This is a genomic window from candidate division WOR-3 bacterium, assembly GCA_016867815.1.
Taxonomy (GTDB): Bacteria; Hydrothermota; Tepidihabitantia; order Tepidihabitantales; family Tepidihabitantaceae; genus UBA2258.
In genome coordinates, this window is the sequence record VGIR01000061.1 from 1 (window position 1) to 18,044 (window position 18,044).

An 18,044-nucleotide genomic window follows, 5' to 3' on the forward strand; every position below is an offset into this window, starting at 1 on the left:
GAGCAGGGTCGAGACGATACGGAGTGTCGTGGTCTTGCCTGATCCGTTCGGCCCGATAAGGCCGAACACCTCACCCGGCTTGATGTCGAACGAGATGCCCGCGAGCGCCCTCAGACCCCCGTAGTTGCGGGTCAGGTCTTTGACGCTGCAGGCGAATTCCACAGGCCGTATTATAGACAGATTCCCGCGCTAGGGAAGCACAATCGGTGGCCAGTGAACGCCGCCGGAGGAACCACAAACCGCAGATGCACGCCGATGAACGCAGATTCCCGGCGCGGGACATGGCCGGAAGACGGGAACTGTACCGCAGCGAATTCGATGAGCTGCTCCGGGGGACTGTCCCCGTTTTCGCACTGCTGAAATCGAATCCTGTCCCAAGCCTCGCTCCTTGAAGCTGTCTCAGTTTTTCCTCAAGCCCATCCGCAGGCCATCCACAGAGTCCGCAGATCAGACAGACGGCGCGTATCCCGGATTAGTGCAAACCAGAGATCAGAGACCAGAATGCGGAATGGCAGCCGAGTAACCACGGATGCACTGTCGGACAGGGGCCGCTGAGGCCAGCGCAGATGAACACGGATAATCCCGACCAGACTGCGCAGTCCTCTACTCCCGACTCACTAATGGCCGGTAGGTAATCGCTACTCGCCCCGCACCTCCGCAAGTCGCCCTGCAGGCGACACCGCAAATCGCTGTCCAGATTACCCTGCAGGTTATCCTGCGAGTTGCGCCGAGAGTCGCCCTGAGAGTGCCGCCGCAGGTAGCGTCGGAAATCGCAGCCAGGGTAGCACCGGACGTGGCGTTCTGAATAGCCCTCATAATCGCCCTGCAGACGGCAGTCCAAATCACCCGGATTGTCACTCAGCCAATCTCCCCGAGAACGCCCTTGGGAACCACAGCGCAGACCGCCTCCCGAGCCGTCCCCGGAGCGACCCCCTATGCGACCCTCAGAGCAACCTGAACCTCTTCCAGCTCCGCCTCTTATCCCCCATTCGCGCCATTGACCCGCACTATACAGACCTGTATAATGCGGACAAAGGCAGCACACGTATGAAACGGTCAAAAGAGACGTTCAAAGTCACGAGCAAGATGGGTGCGAGGTTGCGTGAGTTACGGCTGCGCGAAGGCATGACCCAACAGGAACTGGCCGTGCTGATGGGGAGACAAGGCAAGGGCAATGCCTTTCTCATCAGCCGCTTCGAGAACGGCCACGTTCCCTACCCGTCGTTCGGCTTTGTGGCTGACTATCTGCGGGCATGCCGGGCCTCGTTCTCCGACCTCGCAGACCTGCTGAATGCCTACACCCTGCAGCCTACGGTGATAGAACAGCGCGGATACAAGCGGGTACGGAGCCTGACCAGGAAGCTGTCGTGGCGCACGGCAAAGGCGGTCGAGAACTACGACCACGCCGTCACGAAGGCAAGGCGAAGACCTGAGTCGGTACGCTCGCGCGTCGCTCACGCCAGAGCCTACGCTCGGGCGCAGGAAGCGCAGCGGCAACTCAATCGGCTGGTTGAAGCTGAGATCTCCGCCGCGCATTTGCGGTCCCTATCGCCTGAGGCCGCCTACCTGCGGGTCTACGCGAGGAAGCTGTATCGGCTGCTGAGTCGCAACAAGGACGAGCACAAGCTCAAACCCAAGCTGGAGGAACTCGAAAGCTGGGCGACAGAAGCAGGAATCGGTTCGTCTCCCTTGCGGGCCGCAGTGCGCGAGCGCGTCACGGCGCTGGCAGACGAAAGAACAACCCGGACCTAGCCGGAGCTCCCCGCACAGCCCGCAACGTCTGACGGATGCAAAGGGGCGGGCTTGCGCCCGCACCTTCCGACTTCGTTCTGGTTCGGGTCTCTACCTCAACCTCGACCTCACCTATCTCGCCACCACCGCCTTCTTCACCGACCGGAATCCCGGCGTGTCGAGACGGATGAAGTAGACGCCGCGGGGGACCGAGATTCCGTTCTTGTCTCGGCAATTCCAGAGCACGCGATGCTCGCCGGCTGGCTGCTGCTCGGCGACAAGCCGCCTGACCTCCCGGCCCATCAGGTCGTAGGATGAGAGGTCGACTCGACAGGGCGAGACAAGTGAATACCGGATGTCGAAACGACCCGGCTTCATCTGAACCTGTAGCCCCGAAGGAAGCGGTCCCGACGGCTTGGATTCTGCGACCCCGTAGCCGGTATCGCGCAGGACGTAGATGTTATTGGTATCCACGCCGACGACGAATATGCGCTGGCGGATCGGGTCGAGTTGAATATCCTGAATGGGCCAACTGCTAGGCAACACCCGAGTCCCTATGAACGAGTCGGCCTTGCAGTCGAGAACTCTGATGTAGCTGGAATCCTCTCCCGTCCCCAGGACGAAATAGAGGCGGTTGCTCCATGGCACCCAGCGCATGAGCCACGTACCCCCTCCGTGTTGATCGTACTCGATCTTCCTCAGAACCGAGTCAGTGGCGCAGTCTACCACCCATAGCGTGTCCGGTCCGTAATCGGGGTCGATGTCGGCGAGATAAACCTTGTGGTCCCGCTCGTCGACGGCTACCGAGGAACGTAGCCCTCGCCAGATTCGCACGGGCAGCACACCGACCATTGTGTCGCGCTCCGTATCAACAATACCCACATTCGCAGGTCCAGGCTCCCCCTGGAAAGGCGCCAAGTAGGCCTTGTGGCAGGTGTTCTCGAACAGAAGAGCGTCGGGCTGCATCGCGCTCACGCCCCTTACGTCAATCACCTTCAGGACCGAGTCGGCGATGTAGTCGTAGACATAGAGCTTCTTGTCGCCCCCCTGCCCAACGTAGAGCTTTTGGCCGGCCGAGTCCCAGGACGCGTTCGTGCTTAGTCCGCCGAGCGTCACCCGGCTCACGACCGAGTCGGTGGCGCCGTCAAACGCATAAAGGGTCTCCACCGCCGCCTTGTACAGACAGTCCACGTCGCTCAAGTAGACCTGCGAGGGCATGTTGAAGCAGACGTGCAGCCAGCGAATGATCGTGTCGGCTGCGGCGTCGATGACCAAAGTGCTACTCATCACGCCCCGATTGAGGACATAGAGCTTCTGCCGGCGCCAGTTCCAGGCGTAGTCGGCTCCGCTGTACATATTGGCTGAAAGTGAGTCCATCACTTGATACGTTGAACAATCAACGACATAGTAGCGGTCGGGGTCGCTGGCGACGTAGAGCTTGTTGAGTTCCGGAAGGTAAACTGCCGTTCTCAAGATTGAGCCGTAGGGAGCAGGATCGGGATAATGAGGAAGCCTAATGACGGTATCCACTCGCACTTGCGCGAAGAGCGCCAGAGGAACGAGCAGGAGTAGTGTTTTCTTCACAGCATTCCTATCTCGGAGGGGCGGGACTCCCGCCCCTCCGAATATCGGGTCTATCTAACCACTGCCTTGAGCCTAGCCTGCTCCGCGCCTATTTCAAGCAGCACGAAGTAGGCCCCGGCGGCGAGCTTTCGACCTCCGCGGTCCTGATTCCAGCCCAGCCGGTGAGTGCCGGGCTGCTGGCTACCATTCCATCTCACTTGGTGCATGTCAATCTCCCTTTCTAACTGCTCTCTGCTGCCTACTAACTCCTCCTCGTCTTGCCATCCCGTGCTTGATTGCTACTGCATCCCGGCTACAATCTTCTGGGCAGCACAGAGTCCAACTCTGAGCCTGTTCTTCCTGGCCGGGATTGCAGGTGCTGCCCTTTTTCTTCATCCTATCTCTCGCTCTCAGAGCTTCGGTTTGTCTGATTGCCGCTCAGACTTGTGGTTCGGGTGGCGCGGCACGCGGCCTGCGGCAGGAGCATCAAGACGGACAAAGTGCCCGCCAAACATCGTCGGCGACGACCTGCCACCAAGTCCGGTGTCGATGGCTGCGCTCTTGAGCAGACGCTGCCAGTGAGTCTCTCGCACGCGCACTCCTGCGGACTCAGGCGGGTGCGACGCCAGCCATTCTTGCCTCATCCCGGCGGCCCATCCTACGTCGGTCGCGGCCAGTTGCGCAAATGGAGAAAACAGGGACACTTCCCATTTTCTTGTTCTGAAGCGTGTCAAGGGCACCGGGCAAACGTCCGCGACTGCTGACGGACTACCGCTCGCGGATACCAGTCACCGGGTCACCGATGATTGATCGCGCCCGCTCTAGAACTAGAATCTCATCCGTTGACCAAGTCAGCCGATAACGGTCTCGCTGAGCGCTCCGCCGGCGCCGCCGAGCCCCTGCCGGTGCTCCGCGACCGCCGACATTACCTTGCCCTGGCCAGCCGGGTCAGGAAGCCCGTCGACGTCTGCCTGGCGGCCCGGATCCTCTTCGCCGTCCGGTACGGCTCGGCCGAGGACCGCGAGTTGGTCGCCAGCGAGGACTGGCTCCCGACAATCGGTTTCCTGGCCGCCCGCTACGGTCAGATGATCACCCGAGACGAACTTCTGGAAATCATCTCCGACGAGCTGCTAACGTCCGAGTAGTGGCAGGTGCTTCTTTGCGGGTCGGGGGAATTCGAGGGACAGTAAGTGATCATTGACACGGCGAGGGTCGTTCATCGTTGGTTCGTACATCGTTTGTTGGCCGCAGTGGCCCCTGTCGGACAGTGCGTCGCCGGGAGAACGATAGACGTTGTACGAGTCGGCCGAGCCAACGTTCGCGAAGCCGTTTGGAGCGGTAAGCCGTGAGCCGTAAGCCGAGGGCGGACTGCCAGTCACCCGATTCGATGCCGGCCCAAGGCGCGGCATGACAAGATGATCTGTCTGGTCGAAACGATGCTGAAGCTGCACGGACGGACGGCGGCCGGGTTGCGCTTGAGCTTGCGCCCTGCCCTGCGTGCGGCTTGAGACTTGTGGCTTGCGGCTAGCTGCGCTTGTCCTGCCGGCCCCTGCGGAAGAACTCTTCCCACTCCGCGACCTCGGCCGCGGACATCGGTGTGTCCTTCTGTGCGGGCCGATTGGGGCCGAGTTTGGGAATTGTGGGCCCGAGCCTGGCCGCGAACTCGGCGGAAGGGATGTTCTTCGCTCCAAAGTCGCGGGCAAAGAGGACGATGGAATTGTCGGACGTGACCACGGTCCACGACTTCGGGCTCTTCTCCAGCGACAGCATCGTCTTTATCTTCGCGTCCGCGGTCTGCGGCGCGCGGGAGAAGACGACTTCGATGCCGCCCGGCGGCCGCGTCTGCTGCACACCGGCGCCGCGGCCGTCGAAGACGACCGTGACCCGCACGCCTCGCCCTGAACGGTAGACCGCGAGCTTCGCGACCAGTGCGTCTCTCGCCCGTTCGAGGTCGGTTCCGACCAGCCGGGCCAGTTCCGGCATCGCGTGAATCAGATTGTACCCATCAATCACGACGCGGGGACTCATGGCCGCGTCGTGAAGAGAGAAGGGTGAAGAGTGAAGAGAGAAGACCGAGGCAGCTTGTCCATGTGCCTCCGTGACCCTCTTTCACTCTTAACCATTCTCCCTTCTCTCTTTCCTCAAGCCGCCGGCTGTTTGACCTTTCTCACGATTGTCGTCAGGACGGCGATGAGTTCATTGCACTCGGCCAGGATGTCCGTCAGCCGGGACCCCGCAACGGTGTCGGTCGCTGCGAGCAAACGCAGCCAGTAGTGTGCCTCGCGTGCTTCCTTCAGCGCGATGCCGCACTTGCAGGCGGAATCGGCCCGGCTGTGACTGGCCTGGGCCTCCTCGTAGTTGGCGCCGATCGACGTACCAGCCCGCAGGAATTGCCGGGCAATCACGCGGGATGCGAGGTCCACAGGCTTCAGGGCGCGGCAGAGCTTCGTCACGCGCACCGCAAACTCAAACGTCCTCTCCCTCAGGTCCCGCCTCGCGTCCGTTCCACCCTTCTCCAATCTACCTTCTCTCTTCTCTATTTTCCTACGCGGAGGGCAGGATGAGGATAGGACAGGGCAAGCCGGCGAGGAATTCTTCGGGCAGCCGGAAGTTTGAGGCGGCCAGACTCGCGGCGCTCAGCACGATGAGGTCGCTGCCGGTGTTGTGGGCAAACGCATGGATGTCGTCAACCCCGCCCTCGCGGGCCATCACCGATGACTTGATGCCGGCGGTTTTGAACTCTTCTTCCAGCCGATACAGGTCGTGCCAGCATTTGCGCTCGCGGTCCTCACGCACCACCCGCCCGCGGGTCCGGCCTTCGGTGCGGACGGTCGGGTCGCAGCCAATGGCAAACAGCGCGCTCAGGAGAACCATGCTTTCGCCGCTGCGGGCGATGTCCATCACCAGGTGTTTCTCTTCCTGTGATTCGCTGACGATGTACAGTATCTTCTTGAACATTCCTCAAGACTCCGTCTAGGGGGCCAACTTCACCTGCAGAAGCAGCGCCGCCGTGGCTACTGCCAGCGACGCCCCCATGATAATCGCGCCGTACTTGAGCCACTGCCAGAAGCCGACCGACTTGCCTGCCGCCTTCTCATAGACGCCGACCGCAACCAGGTTGGCGGTCGAGCCGATTGCCGTCAGGTTCCCGCCGAAACAACCGCCGAACAGGAGCGCCCACCAGAGTACCGAGGCGTGCGGCAAACCGCTGCGAACCAGGTCTTTGACCACCGGGACCAGCGCCGCCACCACCGGCAGGTTGTCGGCGAATCCCGACGACAGCCCGCTGAGCCAGAGCACGAGTACCGCCGCCGCGCCGGTCACAGCCGAGGGCGCGGCCCCTGCCCCGGCCAGTTGCTGTGCAAGACCCAGGATGACGTGTCCCGTCTTGGCAGCCACACCAGTGTACTCCAGGCAGGCGGCGTTGGCAAAAAGGCACATCAGGAAGACCAGCGTCCACCAGTCAATCCCCCGCTCGATCAGGAGCCTGCCCTTGTCTTGCTCGGAGAAGACGATGAAGCCGACAACCATCAGGGCAATCGCCACCAGTACGGTTCCTTCGTGAAGGTGCAGCATGATCTCGAGCCGGCGGTGGAGCGCGATGAGCACGACGGTGATGAAGAAGGTGATGATGCCGGTGCGCAGGCGCGCGAAGTCCATGTTCTCGGTCGACCGCTCGAGGACGCGCAGGTCGAGGTCGTAGCGCTTGCCGAAGAACTGCTTGCGGTACAGGAGCAGGCAGATGCCGGCCGTGATGACCGCTGCTATCGCCGACACCGGCGTGGCCCAGCGCAGGAAATCCTCGAAGCTCAGGCCGCCGGCAAACGCAATGTACACGCCGATGGGGTTACCGACGAGGGTGATGGCGCTGCCGACATTGGTGGCAAAAACCAGGCTCAGCAGGTACGGAATCAGCGGCGTCTTCGTGCGCTTCGCCACCTCTTGTGCCAGCCCAAACGTAACCAGAATCGCCGACACCTCGTCGGCAAGTCCGCCCAGCAGAACCGAGAACGCCATCAACGTCAGCAGCAGCAGCCAGGGCACCCCGCGCACGCGCTCAATCGCCTTGGCCACGACGAAACGAAACACCCCGATGTTCTGCAGCCAGCGCACGACCACCATCATCGACATGATGAAGAGAATCGTCGGCATGGACATGAACCTGACGGTCGTCTCCAGGTCCATTACCCCGGCAATCAGCAGCGTTCCGAGGCTCACGGCGGCGATGGCTACGTGGTAGCGCCAGAAGAGCAGCGAGCCAATCACCATCGCCAGAAAGAGCGTAATCGTCAGTTCCTGATTGAACAGCCAGTGTGGTTCATTGAACTTGGCGTATTCGGGAGCGGCGTAGATGCCGTCAGCGGGCAGCCGGATGCGCGGCAGCAGCAGATGCGCGGTTGTGTAGATCAGGGCCACGGCACAGATGAAGAACACCAGCCGCCGGTTGCGCATGAACAGGCTCTCGTGCGGAGGATGGACGATAGCCTGTGTCGCGTGCCGCGCATCCTTCGCCTTGAGAGCGGCCTCGCGGACCTCCGGCTGATTGAGCGAGCGGGCGATTTCGGCCAGCACCGGCAGGTACTCGTCCCGCTGGCCGGACGGCGCAACGATGACTACGAGCAGCTTCACCGGCTCGTGGTCGATCGCCTCCCAGTCGAGGGCGGTTCCGAGCCGGACAACCGCCACCGAAACCTGGGTGGCGTCGGCCAGCATGGCGTGCGGCAGGGCAACGCCATGCCCCACCCCGGTCGAGCCCTGTGTCTCGCGCCGCACCAGTTCACGGACCAGCTCAGCCCGGTCCTGAATGACGCCCTTCTCCGCCAGTCGGGCCGCAACCAGCCCAAACACCTCGGCTTGGCTAGACGCTCTGGGTACGTCGCAGGCCAGGTCGGAGCGTACGAACTGGCTAAGCTTGACCATCGGGGCTTGCGGCGGAACAGCGCCTCTGCATTGGGGTAGAATCATACCACCGAGTCTGCGCCAGTCAACCGAACAGTAGGTTCCAGAGCCGACATTGAGCCACGAAAGCACGAAGGTCACGAAACTGGTGAGTGCGAAGGAACGATGCTCCGTTTCATCCTGTTTCGTGTCTTCGTGGCTTTCAATATCGGGTTTGGGGTAGGTCTGCCCCATTTGACAATCGCCCGGCCATCGCGGTAGTCTGTGTGGATGAGAATCGTGAGTTACGATGAGCTCCGAGACCCGCGCGACTTCTTAGAGTTGATGGAAGCCTGCTTCGGCGAGATCTCGGTGCCCGAGCATCCCGACCTGCTCCAGCGCCACGACGAACGCCGCAAGCACGAGTTCGGCTTCGGTGTGTACCGCGGTAAGACACTCGCGTCGTTCATCGGCGTCGCTGAACTCAAGGTCCGCACCCGCTCCGGCAAGACCGAGTCTGCGCTCGGCATCCACCACGTCGCGACCCACCCGGCCTTTGCCCGCCAGGGCCTCTGCCGCCGCCTCTTCGACTTCGTCCACGACCGCTACTGCAAAGAAGGGCGCCGGTTCTCCTTCCTCTACACCAGCCGCTCTCTCGTGGCCCGTTCTCTCTACTGCGAACTCGGATACAAAGAGATACTCATGTCCGGCACGCGTGCTCCCCGTGCCCTGCTCATCCTCCCGCCGACGCGCAAGCGCCCCGAGCGCAATCGCACCCGCATCGCCGACCTGGCAGTCGCCGAGAGGCTCTTTGCCGAAGCCACGGCCGGCGAGTACGGCTTCGTGGTAAGGCCGCACGGCTGGGTTCTCTCCCGCCTCAAGCAGTGGAAGATGAAGACCGACTACGTATTCATCGACCGCGACGGCTACGCCTTCACCAATCCGGACCGGTTCGGGCGATACATCGAGGAATTCATCTGCCGTAACCGAACCGCATACGTCCGCCTGCTCAACCGCATCATCGCCGCGACGCGTGGTGGCTTGGTCCACTACTACGTCCGTGACCCGATTCTCGGGGCAATCTACAAGGAGCGTGGCGCGCGCTTCCGGTACGAGACGTACGCGAGCCTGATGGTCAAACCGCTGACCCGCGCCTCATTCCCGTCGGTCTTCGGCCCCCGCCTCTTCCAGTCTCCGGTAGACCAGTTCTAGCCTCACGGACCGCGACGCAAGCCGCGGTCCAAATCGCGCTCGGAACCACGTTCCAGACCGCGGTCGAAGCCGCGCTGCGAGTCCCCTCGCGGGTCACTTTCCATGCCGCAGCGAGAATCGCCTCGCCAATCACGAGGCGAGAGGCTTTCGGAATCGGCTTTCGAGTCTCCGCCGGAATCACGGGCAGAACCGCAGCAGCTGTCGCCCCGAAAACCAGCCCCAAAACCGCAGCGCAGTTGGCCCTGAATGTCGCCTTCCGAACCACCTCCCGAACCGTTCCCGGAACGGTTCCCAAGGCGACACCCGCCCCGACCACTTAGGCGACAAATCTCACGTCTAACGAACTAATTGTCAGTTACTTAGAGGATTCGACCTGGTCCCAACTGCGCAGAAAAACGCCCGTGGGCCATCCTGCGGGATCCTGCGCGGAAAATGGGACCTGTACCGCGCACCTGGCGCTCGGTGGGGCTGCCCACGTTTTCTCCTACTGCCGGCGCCGATTCCAGCCTAACGCGCTATGACAACCTTCCGCGTCTTCCCTAGCCCCTCGCCCCTAGTCCCTAGCCCCTCTCTGATGAAGTACACCCCCGGCGCCAGCGCCCGCACGTCATTCGCGCCGAACCGAAGGCAGATTGCTGTCCGTGGCGTCGGCACCAAGCAGGCAGCTTGGGGAACTAGATAACGACAGCGAGCAGCCGGTGCGCGAGCCTATGTCCGCAGACTACTTGACGGTGTGAAACGAAGTCATCGAGGGGAATTCCATGACCAAGCTGTGCCAGAACGAAAGCACCGTGGCGATCTTCACATCGAAGCGCAGCGGTGCATCGAGCTTCAGAAGAGAGTAGACCACAAGCTCTGGATTATCTATGACCCCAGCCCACGGCTGGCCGCTTCGAAGTGATGCCACGACTTGGGCTGCCTTCTCTTTGTTGGCCTGGATGAGGGGACTCCTCTCTCCAAGCGCACGGTCCAAGCCAGTGAACTCTACGTGCAGGTAAGGCAGCAGCGGGAACAACTGCTGATACGCTCGAAGTATGTACGCAGACAGACGGCGACATTCTGATGATGAGAGACTGAGGTTGTCGCGCACCAAACCGATGACCTGATCTACTACAGCCCCGGCCTGCCCACTGAACAGCCTGTTAGTCCCGGGCTTGGAACCCGTCAGGTACATGGCTCTGTACAGCGCGACGAACGCGGTACGCAATGCATGCTTCTCTATGTCAGGCTTGTTCCAAGAACGTCGTCGACATTCTGACAGATACCTCCAAACGGTATGCGAATAGAGAGCCCAGTCTTGCGCAAAACCGTACCTCAGGTCAAAGATGTCTGCGGCGACATTTGACACAAGCTCAGCGAATGTCTCAGCGTCCGGTTGCACTCCGAGTTGGCGCAACGTACGCATGATGGATTCATCCGACAGAAAGCTGGGCCTAGTGTTGTTGACCACGTGCCCAATCTCGTGAAAGAGCCCCCACCACCTGACCGGATCGGCCATGTCCTCGTAGGCGATGTTTAGAATCTCACTCGTGTGCTGAAAGTACTCAACCTTTCCCACAGTCACGAAGCCACGCCAAGTCATCCCCATGTTGCGGAGCAGCCGGGCAGGTAGGTACTCTATCGCCTGAAGGAGTCGCTGGACACCGCTGCGATATGACGACAGGCCTCGTCTCGCCTCCTCAATGCCGACATGGGCACCGTACGCTCGCTGCCCTCCACCCCATAGGAATGCCTCCAACATGTCCGGAAGCACGAGGGCGTCGTCCTCCGAGCGCGCATTCGCGACGCTCTTTAGCAGTGGCACAAACGCCCGCATGTCGGCAAAAGAGTCCCTTGTGAGCTCATCCTGGATGAGGCTGTTGTAGTCATAGATCGCGCGCAGCACTCTGTGGCCATACGGCTCCAGCGTGGTCACCATTCTGCGCGCTGCCTGCTGCGAAACGGTCGTGAAGGCCCGTGCGGGAGACTGCTTATGCTTCTCTCGACGTGGGGCAGCATGGTGATCAGTATTGGGCCATGTGACTGTCACCGTCGTGTCGAATATGGCGTCAGAAGACTGGCGACGGAACCGAACCAGAGACCGCAGGAACGCTCCCCAGGTACCCGCGGTGACCTCAAAGTGCAGGTCGTTTCTTCCTGCGACACTGCGCACGACGGTAGCGAACATGGCATTTGCGCGCTCGCGGACTTCGGGAGCTCGTTCAGGTTTGCAGTAGACGTCCACCATTGGAAACGCCCTGTCGGTGCCGATTCTGGAGCGAGAACAGACTGCGGGGAAACTCTCCGGCGCCTCTCCGAGGTGGACGCCGAAAATGGAGAGAGACTTGTGGTGGAGCAGCTGAGACGTACCTCCGGGGAGTTGCACAGGCAAGGAATTGAGCCACATTATGTCTTGGCCCAGAGCAGCGAATTCCGCGCTTGGTGGCGAGATTATCACCGCACACTCCGGCCAACCACATGTGCCAAGGACGTCCATCTTCCTCGTGCCCGGGAGAACGCCAGCAAGAGCTGATTCGAGTGCGTGGCCAGACCGCATAAGCAGTTGAGGTCTCAACTTCAGGAACACCAACGCAAGGGTGGCACCCATCTTGAGCGGTTTCCGTGTTCGACTGCTGCCATCGGCAATCCACCTAAAGCAAGGTATCTCGAGGCTACTTGTGATTCCTCTGATTGCTCCCATACGAGCAAGCGTCGGTGTGGTCAGATCCGCAGATTCAAAGAGCACCGCCAGGTCATACTGACCTAGCACGAAGTAGACCCACGGCCTCTTGCCTAGTTCACGGTGCAGAGCATTGCGCACAGCTTGCCCCACCTGCCACTCCATACCGTGAATGGTTTCGAGCAGCACCAGCCGGAAGCAGCGTCGGTCAATCACTGGGCCCGTCATGAACCCACGCCCCAGTCAAGAACGTCAGAACCATCGTAGGCAATGAGACCTCTGTCGAAGTAGTCTGCCTCGATCCGCTCCCGCCACCGTTCGACGAATGAGGATCGAGACGCAGCTGCGTTGAAGATGCTTGTCACAGAACCAACACTCCACACAAAAGACTCCTCTCCACGCAGCGCGGCAAGAAGCTTGCTGTCCCGGGCCTGATCGGAGGAAAAAATCGCCAAGACAGGTAGCCGCCTGCGGACTCGATCTATCAGCGGTTTGTTCAACTCCTCCACCTCGCTGCCTCTAAAACCAACCAAGATGATGCAGGTCCTGTCAGAGCAATTGGCGATGTGCGAACACGCAGCCGTGATCTCCGGCCCGAATGTATCTCTCACACTGCCTTCGTAGTTCGTATCCAGGTGGTGAACATACTCGCCACAGTCTCCCGCAATGCATTCGGCTCGAGGTGATTGTCCTCCCCGACGCTCGATATAGTGTCGGTGACTGAATCTCCCGAATGTCACGAAACCCTCGTCAGCTCTACCTACGATGAAACGTGGCAACCGGAACAAGCAGTGGCACTTCCTGAAGCTGACATGGCTCAGCGAGCCATGTACCTTCCAGATCTTCGGCACCCGAGCGCGACTCTCTATGGCGTAGTATCCATCCGAGCGGTCCGCGAGCCCCAAATCGGCTTGTGGGTTTAGCACTCCACGAGCTGGAAACCGACCATCCATCATGAGCGAATCGAGCCAGAGGTCATAGTTTGTGGTGATAACGGCATCGATGGCATCATTGCGCGCCAGTTCGACAATGTAGAAATACGTCTTAACGGGTTGACCGTTGGCGGAAACGAACCTTGCGTGTTCGTGGAACTTCCAGCGAATGCGATCCTGCCCCGATGGGCTCTCCTGTTCGGCCTCCAACCTCGCCAAACCTGCGGCGTCCTTCTTAGCAGCCAGCCCCTCCTTCATCAAACGAACTACGGTGGAGAATCGCCGTATCGAACGCATCGGCTGAAGTTCATTGCCGACAACGAATGTGATACGCACTCCGACCTCGGAGCAGGCGTGGTCGAATATCTCCGCCGTCTGTGACGCGAAGAACTCAGTTGTCAGTTCGGGCAAGGCTCGCGCTCGCCGCCAGCAGCTTGTGCTAGGCTAGCGCTCGCCGCAGATGTACGCGAAATCTCTTCAGTGCTAGCTGGTCTTCCCGATCGTCCTGCGCGACGCGGTCATGTCCTTCAAGACCAGCGGGGTCACGGTGGTCGCGACGGGGATGATCCAGCAACCCCCAGGGCTGATGCCGACGGGCCCTCAACTCACTTCTCTCCACGAGCTTCATCAGTTTACCTCCCTGTAACTACACACGCGGTCATCTTGCGGACGCAAGCTAAGTAGCTGATTGTCAGGGGTTTTCGCTGGCGCCGACTCCACATCTATGGGTCAATATAGCAGCCCCCTGCCGGCATGTCAAGCACGGATTTCACCTTCCCCGTTACTGGTGCCGCGAAGCACCATCCGAGGTCGTCGAGGGGAAATGAGGGAAATGAAGGGAAATGAGGGACACTTCCCATTTACACGCCTAAGATTCTGGCGCATGAGGCTGCCGCCGGACACTGGGTCGGTATGTTCTGCCACGTCGCATTGTGCCTCCGAATTCAACCCAAGTCAAGAGGACGACGGCGGCGAAGAGAGGCTATCTGGCGGTATTCTCTTCAGGCAAGCAGATGCCCCATCGGAATCGCCCAAAGCCGTTCGTCCAGTTTGACGGCCTCGTTGCCGTTGTAGGCCAGTACTGCTGCACGGCAGTCCGGAGTCCGGTCGAGGAACGCCCTCAGGCCTGACAGATCTTTCTCGTTCCACCTCGTAGCCGCCTTGACCTCAATCGCGACGACTTCGCGGTTGTGTTCGACAACGAGGTCAACCTCGTGCCGGCCGTGTTCGTGCCAGTAGCTCAGTTGAGCGTCGGGCAGGTGGACCTCAAGCAGCGCGGCCACATTCTGGGCCACATAGGCCTCAAACAGCGCTCCACGCAACAGGTCATCACGGCCCGGGTCCAACGCCGTTGCGCCGGCCAGGTGCGCGGCCAGTCCGCTGTCGGTGAAATGCAGCTTCGGTGACTTCACAAGACGGGAACTGCGGTTCCGGCGGAAGGCCGGCAAGCGCCGGACAAGGAACGACGCCTCCAGCAGACCCAGGTACCGTGATACGGTAGCGGCATTGAGCCGGGCGTCGCGGCCGAGAGAACTCATCACCAGCATCTGTCCGGTCCGCAGAGCAGCCAGTTGCGCCAGATTGCGGAAGGCCACCAGGTCCCCAACCTGCGACAATTGCCGCACGTCGCGCTCGACGTAGGTCTGCACGTAGCCGCGGAACCACTCGGCAACCTCTCCGGCCGGGCTCAAGGCTGCGGGTGGCAGGCCGCCGGTCAGGACTTCACCATCGGTGACGGACCGGGCCCGGCCGTGGGGCGCTTCCGGTGAAGCCAGGAAGTCCGCAAGAAACGGCCGGTCGCCAGTCTCCCCGCGGATCTCCCGCTGGGTCATCGGGTGCAGGGTGAAGTACGCAGCGCGGCCGGCCAGGGTCTCGGAAACGTGTCCAAGCAACGCCAGGTTGGCCGACCCGGACAGAATGAACCGGCCGGGCCGCCGGTGCTCGTCAACGTTCTTCTTGAGCGCCACAAGGAGTTCCGGGCAACGCTGCACCTCATCCAAGATGGCCGGCTCGGCCAGGAGCGACTCAGGATTCGAGCGGGCCGCGGCCAGCGTGGCGAAGTCGTCCAGCGTGCGGTAGGCGTAGCCGCGAATCAGGACCGCCTCGTTCTGAAGCAACGTACTCTTGCCTGACTGCCGCAGCCCGGAGAGCACCACCACCGGCAATTGGCGCCGGGCACGCGCCAGCCTTGGCGCTATTTCGCGGGGGACGTATCCTGTCACATTAGCCTAGAGTATAGTGGCAATTTGCCACCTGTCAATCGGCCCCCGCCTCTTCCCCCCCCAGACAGGAAGACCGGTGACGCCAGGGCGTTGACCCGTAGCGCGCGGTCGCGGACGGGCCGACCTACATCATCTTGGGAATGCTGAGCGGGGAGCGTTTCTGGCAGCAGGCTAGCCCGGGTCGGGAATAGTGAACTGAGAATGGTGAAGGGTGAAGACCCGTTGAGAGAATGGTGAATAGTGAATGAAGAAGAGTGAAAGGGGACATGACCGAGACTAGGGAACCGGCTGCTTCGCCTTCTTCACGATAGTAGTCAGGATGGCGACAAGTTCATCGCATTCGGACAACAAGTCCGCCAAAGACGAAGCTGAGACAATTCCGGAAGCTGCCAGCAGGCGCATCCAGTAGCGCGTCTCGCGAGCTTCCTTGCACGCGATCGAACATTTGTTGGCGAAATCCGCCCGGCTGTGGCTTGCCTGGGCCTCTTCGACATTGGCTCCGACTGACGTACCCGCACGGACCAGTTGGCCGAAGATCACCCGCGCCGCGACGTCCATCCCTTTCTCAGTACGGCACAGAGCAACCACTCTCTTCGCGAACTCAAACGTCCGCTCGGAGATATCTCTCGGATGACCTGTTCTCAATTGGCCCTTTTCACTATTCACAATTCACTCTTCACCATTCCGCCGGGACCTTGTCCCGGCGAGGAGGCTAGTACTCGGCCGGTAGCTTCTTGAGGTCCGCGTAGGAGAACACCGGACCGTCTTTGCAGACGTACTTGGGACCGATGTTGCAGTGGCCGCACTTGCCGATGCCGCACTTCATCCGGTTCTCAAGCGAGAGGAAGACGTCGTCCGGTTTGAACCCGAGCTTCTCCAGCACCGGGTGCGTGAAGCGAATCATGACCGGCGGACCGCAGACTAGCGCCACGGCATTGGTTGCTGACGGCGCGACCTGTTCGAGCACGTTCGGCACCAGGCCTTCGGTCTTGGGCCAGGATGCGCCTGCAAGCCGGTCCACACAGAGATGCAGACTCAGGTCCGGGCTTGCCTCCCATGCCTTGATTTCGTCCTTGTAGAGCAGCTCGCCGGCAGAGCGGGCACCGTAGACCACGGTGATCTTGCCGAACTGAGACCGGCGGGCAGGGTCGAGCAGGTGAACGATTGACGAACGTAGAGTCGTGAAGGAGAAGCCGCCGGAGACGATGACGACGTCCTTCCCCTTCATCAGGTCAAACGGGTAGGAGTTGCCCCAGGGCCCGCGCATGCCGATAACCGCGCCCGGCTCGAGTTCATGCAGCGCCGTCGTGAAAGTACCGACGCCCTTGACCGTATACTTGACAAGCTCCTCAGACGGGGCGGAGGCGATGCCGAAGGGCGCTTCTCCCACACCCATGATAGACAGGAACCCGAACTGACCGGGAGTGAAGGTGAATGCCTTGCGCGCCTCGGGATCAGAGAATGAGAGGTCGAAGGTCTTGAGGTCACGAGCGTCGTTCTCAATGGTGATGCGCTCGACCTTGACGGGAACAGGGAGATATGGGTTCATGAGGATGCAATGTAAAAGGCAAAAGCAAAAACAGGCAAGGCAAAACCGACAGTCCGGAAACCGCGTGAGGAGGCAATGCAAAAGGCAAAAGGCAAGATAGGCAAGGCAAAACGGCGGTTCACTTGGACCTCGACTTCACCGTCAGGACGGACTTGGCTATGATACGCGCGAGTTCGTCAACCTCGGTAACGGACGGTTTCGCGTCTTCCGCGGACAACAGGCCGGCACGACCAGCCAGCCTCAACCAGTACTCGGTTTCCCTGACTTCCTTCAGAACGATTTGCAGCTTGTGGGCGAAGTCTGCGCGGCTCTCTGCACCGCATGCCTCAAAATAGTTGGCTCCAGATGACGCGCTTGAGCGCATGAGTTGACCGCCGATGTATCGTCCAGCGGCAGTGCGGCCCAGCTTGGTGCTCAGTCTCAGGCAGTTGGTGGCGAAGTCCAGTAGACGCTCTCCGATGTCCCTCATTTTGCCTTTTGCATTTTGCACTCTGCAGTCTGCATTGCGTCAGACTTTGAGAGTTGCTTCAGGAGCACATCGACCGTCTCTCGTATATCAATCCCTGCCGGACATTCGCGTATACAACGGCCGCAGCCGACGCACGACACTTCGCCAATCATGTCCACGGTGTACTTGAACTTGTCCATTGCCCGGTTCCGGAACCGGGAAACAGCGGTCTGACGCGGGTTGTGGCCGGAAGCATGCTGCGAATAGAGACAGAACTGGCATGTATCCCAGACCCGGAGTCGCGCTCCCCTGCCTTTGCGCGTTTCATCCACAATGTCGAAGCAGTGACATGTAGGACAGACAAAAGTGCAGGCACCGCAATTGACGCAGGCGAGGCTCAGGTCTCCCCACACCGGGTGGCTGTTGCCCGAATCCAGCAACTCCTTGAGCCGGGCCGTGTCGATGCGCTGCGTTATGGCGGCCGTAGCCTTGTCACTGGTTTCCTTCTTCTTCGTCAGCTCGGCAGCTGTGGCCTCCGGCAGTTCCTTTACGACCGCCTCGCCTCTTTCGGTCAGCGGCTCGGCAACGTAACTCCCGCCCAGGTCGGTAAGCAGAAGGTCGAGCCCGCGCGTTCCGGCCGGCGCACCGCCGACCGCAGTGCAGAAACAGGTCTCGTCGGGAGTCGAACATGGCAGGCCAACCAGCGTCGTCTTCTCGCGGCGTCGCCGGTAGTAGGTGTCGGTCTCCCCCTGGCCGGAGAAGAACTTGTCGAGCACGGCAATGCCCGCGGCATCGCAGGGCCGGACGCCAAGGACAACCTGCGCCTCCGGGGTCGCGGTCTCCTCTACCT

Annotated in this window: 17 protein-coding genes; 3 read left to right on the plus strand and 14 right to left on the minus strand. The window is 60.9% G+C overall.

Translation table 11 applies throughout. The features are described from left to right. The coding region (locus FJY68_09730) for an ATP-binding cassette domain-containing protein (GenBank protein ID MBM3332107.1) at positions 1 to 162 on the minus strand (162 nt) is incomplete at its 3' end. A gap of 885 nt (positions 163 to 1,047) precedes the next feature. Here FJY68_09730 and FJY68_09735 point away from each other — a divergent pair. Further along, a complete protein-coding gene (locus FJY68_09735) occupies positions 1,048 to 1,752 on the plus strand; it encodes a helix-turn-helix transcriptional regulator (protein ID MBM3332108.1) in 705 nt (234 codons plus the stop codon). Between the two features lie 111 nt (positions 1,753 to 1,863). Here the strand turns inward: FJY68_09735 and FJY68_09740 are convergent, their stop codons facing one another. Continuing rightward, on the minus strand, positions 1,864 to 3,204 hold the full coding sequence (locus FJY68_09740; protein ID MBM3332109.1) for a hypothetical protein: 1,341 nt from the start codon (positions 3,202 to 3,204) through the stop codon (positions 1,864 to 1,866). A gap of 500 nt (positions 3,205 to 3,704) precedes the next feature. Further along, the gene (locus FJY68_09745) at positions 3,705 to 3,887 is read right to left on the minus strand and encodes a hypothetical protein (protein MBM3332110.1); all 183 of its coding nucleotides are present in this window, start codon (positions 3,885 to 3,887) and stop codon (positions 3,705 to 3,707) included. Between the two features lie 249 nt (positions 3,888 to 4,136). On the opposite strand from FJY68_09745, the gene FJY68_09750 reads away from it, so the two are divergent. Continuing rightward, positions 4,137 to 4,439: a hypothetical protein gene (locus FJY68_09750; GenBank protein MBM3332111.1), complete on the plus strand. Its 303-nt coding sequence runs from the start codon at positions 4,137 to 4,139 to the stop codon at positions 4,437 to 4,439. 379 nt (positions 4,440 to 4,818) lie between these two features. On the opposite strand, the gene FJY68_09755 is transcribed toward FJY68_09750, so the two are convergent. The 4 genes from FJY68_09755 to FJY68_09770 all read right to left on the minus strand — a co-directional run bounded on the left by FJY68_09755 (position 4,819) and on the right by FJY68_09770 (position 8,427). Next, on the minus strand, positions 4,819 to 5,322 hold the full coding sequence (locus FJY68_09755; GenBank protein ID MBM3332112.1) for an NYN domain-containing protein: 504 nt from the start codon (positions 5,320 to 5,322) through the stop codon (positions 4,819 to 4,821). Between the two features lie 113 nt (positions 5,323 to 5,435). Next, the gene (locus FJY68_09760; GenBank protein MBM3332113.1) at positions 5,436 to 5,813 is read right to left on the minus strand and encodes a four helix bundle protein; all 378 of its coding nucleotides are present in this window, start codon (positions 5,811 to 5,813) and stop codon (positions 5,436 to 5,438) included. A gap of 25 nt (positions 5,814 to 5,838) precedes the next feature. After that, the gene (locus FJY68_09765) at positions 5,839 to 6,252 is read right to left on the minus strand and encodes a hypothetical protein (GenBank protein ID MBM3332114.1); all 414 of its coding nucleotides are present in this window, start codon (positions 6,250 to 6,252) and stop codon (positions 5,839 to 5,841) included. A 15-nt stretch (positions 6,253 to 6,267) separates the two neighbouring features. Beyond that, positions 6,268 to 8,427, minus strand: coding sequence for a hypothetical protein (locus FJY68_09770; GenBank protein ID MBM3332115.1), 2,160 nt, complete (start codon positions 8,425 to 8,427; stop codon positions 6,268 to 6,270). A gap of 36 nt (positions 8,428 to 8,463) precedes the next feature. On the opposite strand from FJY68_09770, the gene FJY68_09775 reads away from it, so the two are divergent. Continuing rightward, entirely contained in the window at positions 8,464 to 9,384 is a 921-nt protein-coding gene (locus FJY68_09775; GenBank protein MBM3332116.1) for a GNAT family N-acetyltransferase, read from the plus strand. A 721-nt stretch (positions 9,385 to 10,105) separates the two neighbouring features. Here FJY68_09775 and FJY68_09780 read toward each other — a convergent pair. The 7 genes from FJY68_09780 to FJY68_09810 form a co-directional block, all read right to left on the minus strand. Then, positions 10,106 to 12,271, minus strand: a complete 2,166-nt coding sequence (locus FJY68_09780) for a hypothetical protein (GenBank protein MBM3332117.1) — start codon at positions 12,269 to 12,271, stop codon at positions 10,106 to 10,108. After that, complete coding sequence (locus tag FJY68_09785; protein MBM3332118.1) at positions 12,268 to 13,386, minus strand: hypothetical protein; 1,119 nt, start codon at positions 13,384 to 13,386, stop codon at positions 12,268 to 12,270. Before FJY68_09785 ends, FJY68_09780 begins: the two co-directional genes overlap by 4 nt. 590 nt (positions 13,387 to 13,976) lie before the next feature. Then, positions 13,977 to 15,197: an ATP-binding protein gene (locus FJY68_09790; protein ID MBM3332119.1), complete on the minus strand. Its 1,221-nt coding sequence runs from the start codon at positions 15,195 to 15,197 to the stop codon at positions 13,977 to 13,979. Positions 15,198 to 15,473: 276 nt separating this feature from the next. Next, complete coding sequence (locus FJY68_09795; protein MBM3332120.1) at positions 15,474 to 15,842, minus strand: four helix bundle protein; 369 nt, start codon at positions 15,840 to 15,842, stop codon at positions 15,474 to 15,476. Positions 15,843 to 15,909: 67 nt separating this feature from the next. Then, on the minus strand, positions 15,910 to 16,746 hold the full coding sequence (locus tag FJY68_09800) for a heterodisulfide reductase subunit F (GenBank protein ID MBM3332121.1): 837 nt from the start codon (positions 16,744 to 16,746) through the stop codon (positions 15,910 to 15,912). A 118-nt stretch (positions 16,747 to 16,864) separates the two neighbouring features. Next, positions 16,865 to 17,215 (minus strand): four helix bundle protein, encoded by a 351-nt coding sequence (locus FJY68_09805; protein MBM3332122.1) that lies wholly within the window; start codon positions 17,213 to 17,215, stop codon positions 16,865 to 16,867. Then, a partial coding sequence (locus FJY68_09810; protein MBM3332123.1) for a 4Fe-4S ferredoxin occupies positions 17,212 to 18,044 on the minus strand: 833 nt, incomplete at its 5' end. The genes FJY68_09805 and FJY68_09810, both read right to left, overlap by 4 nt.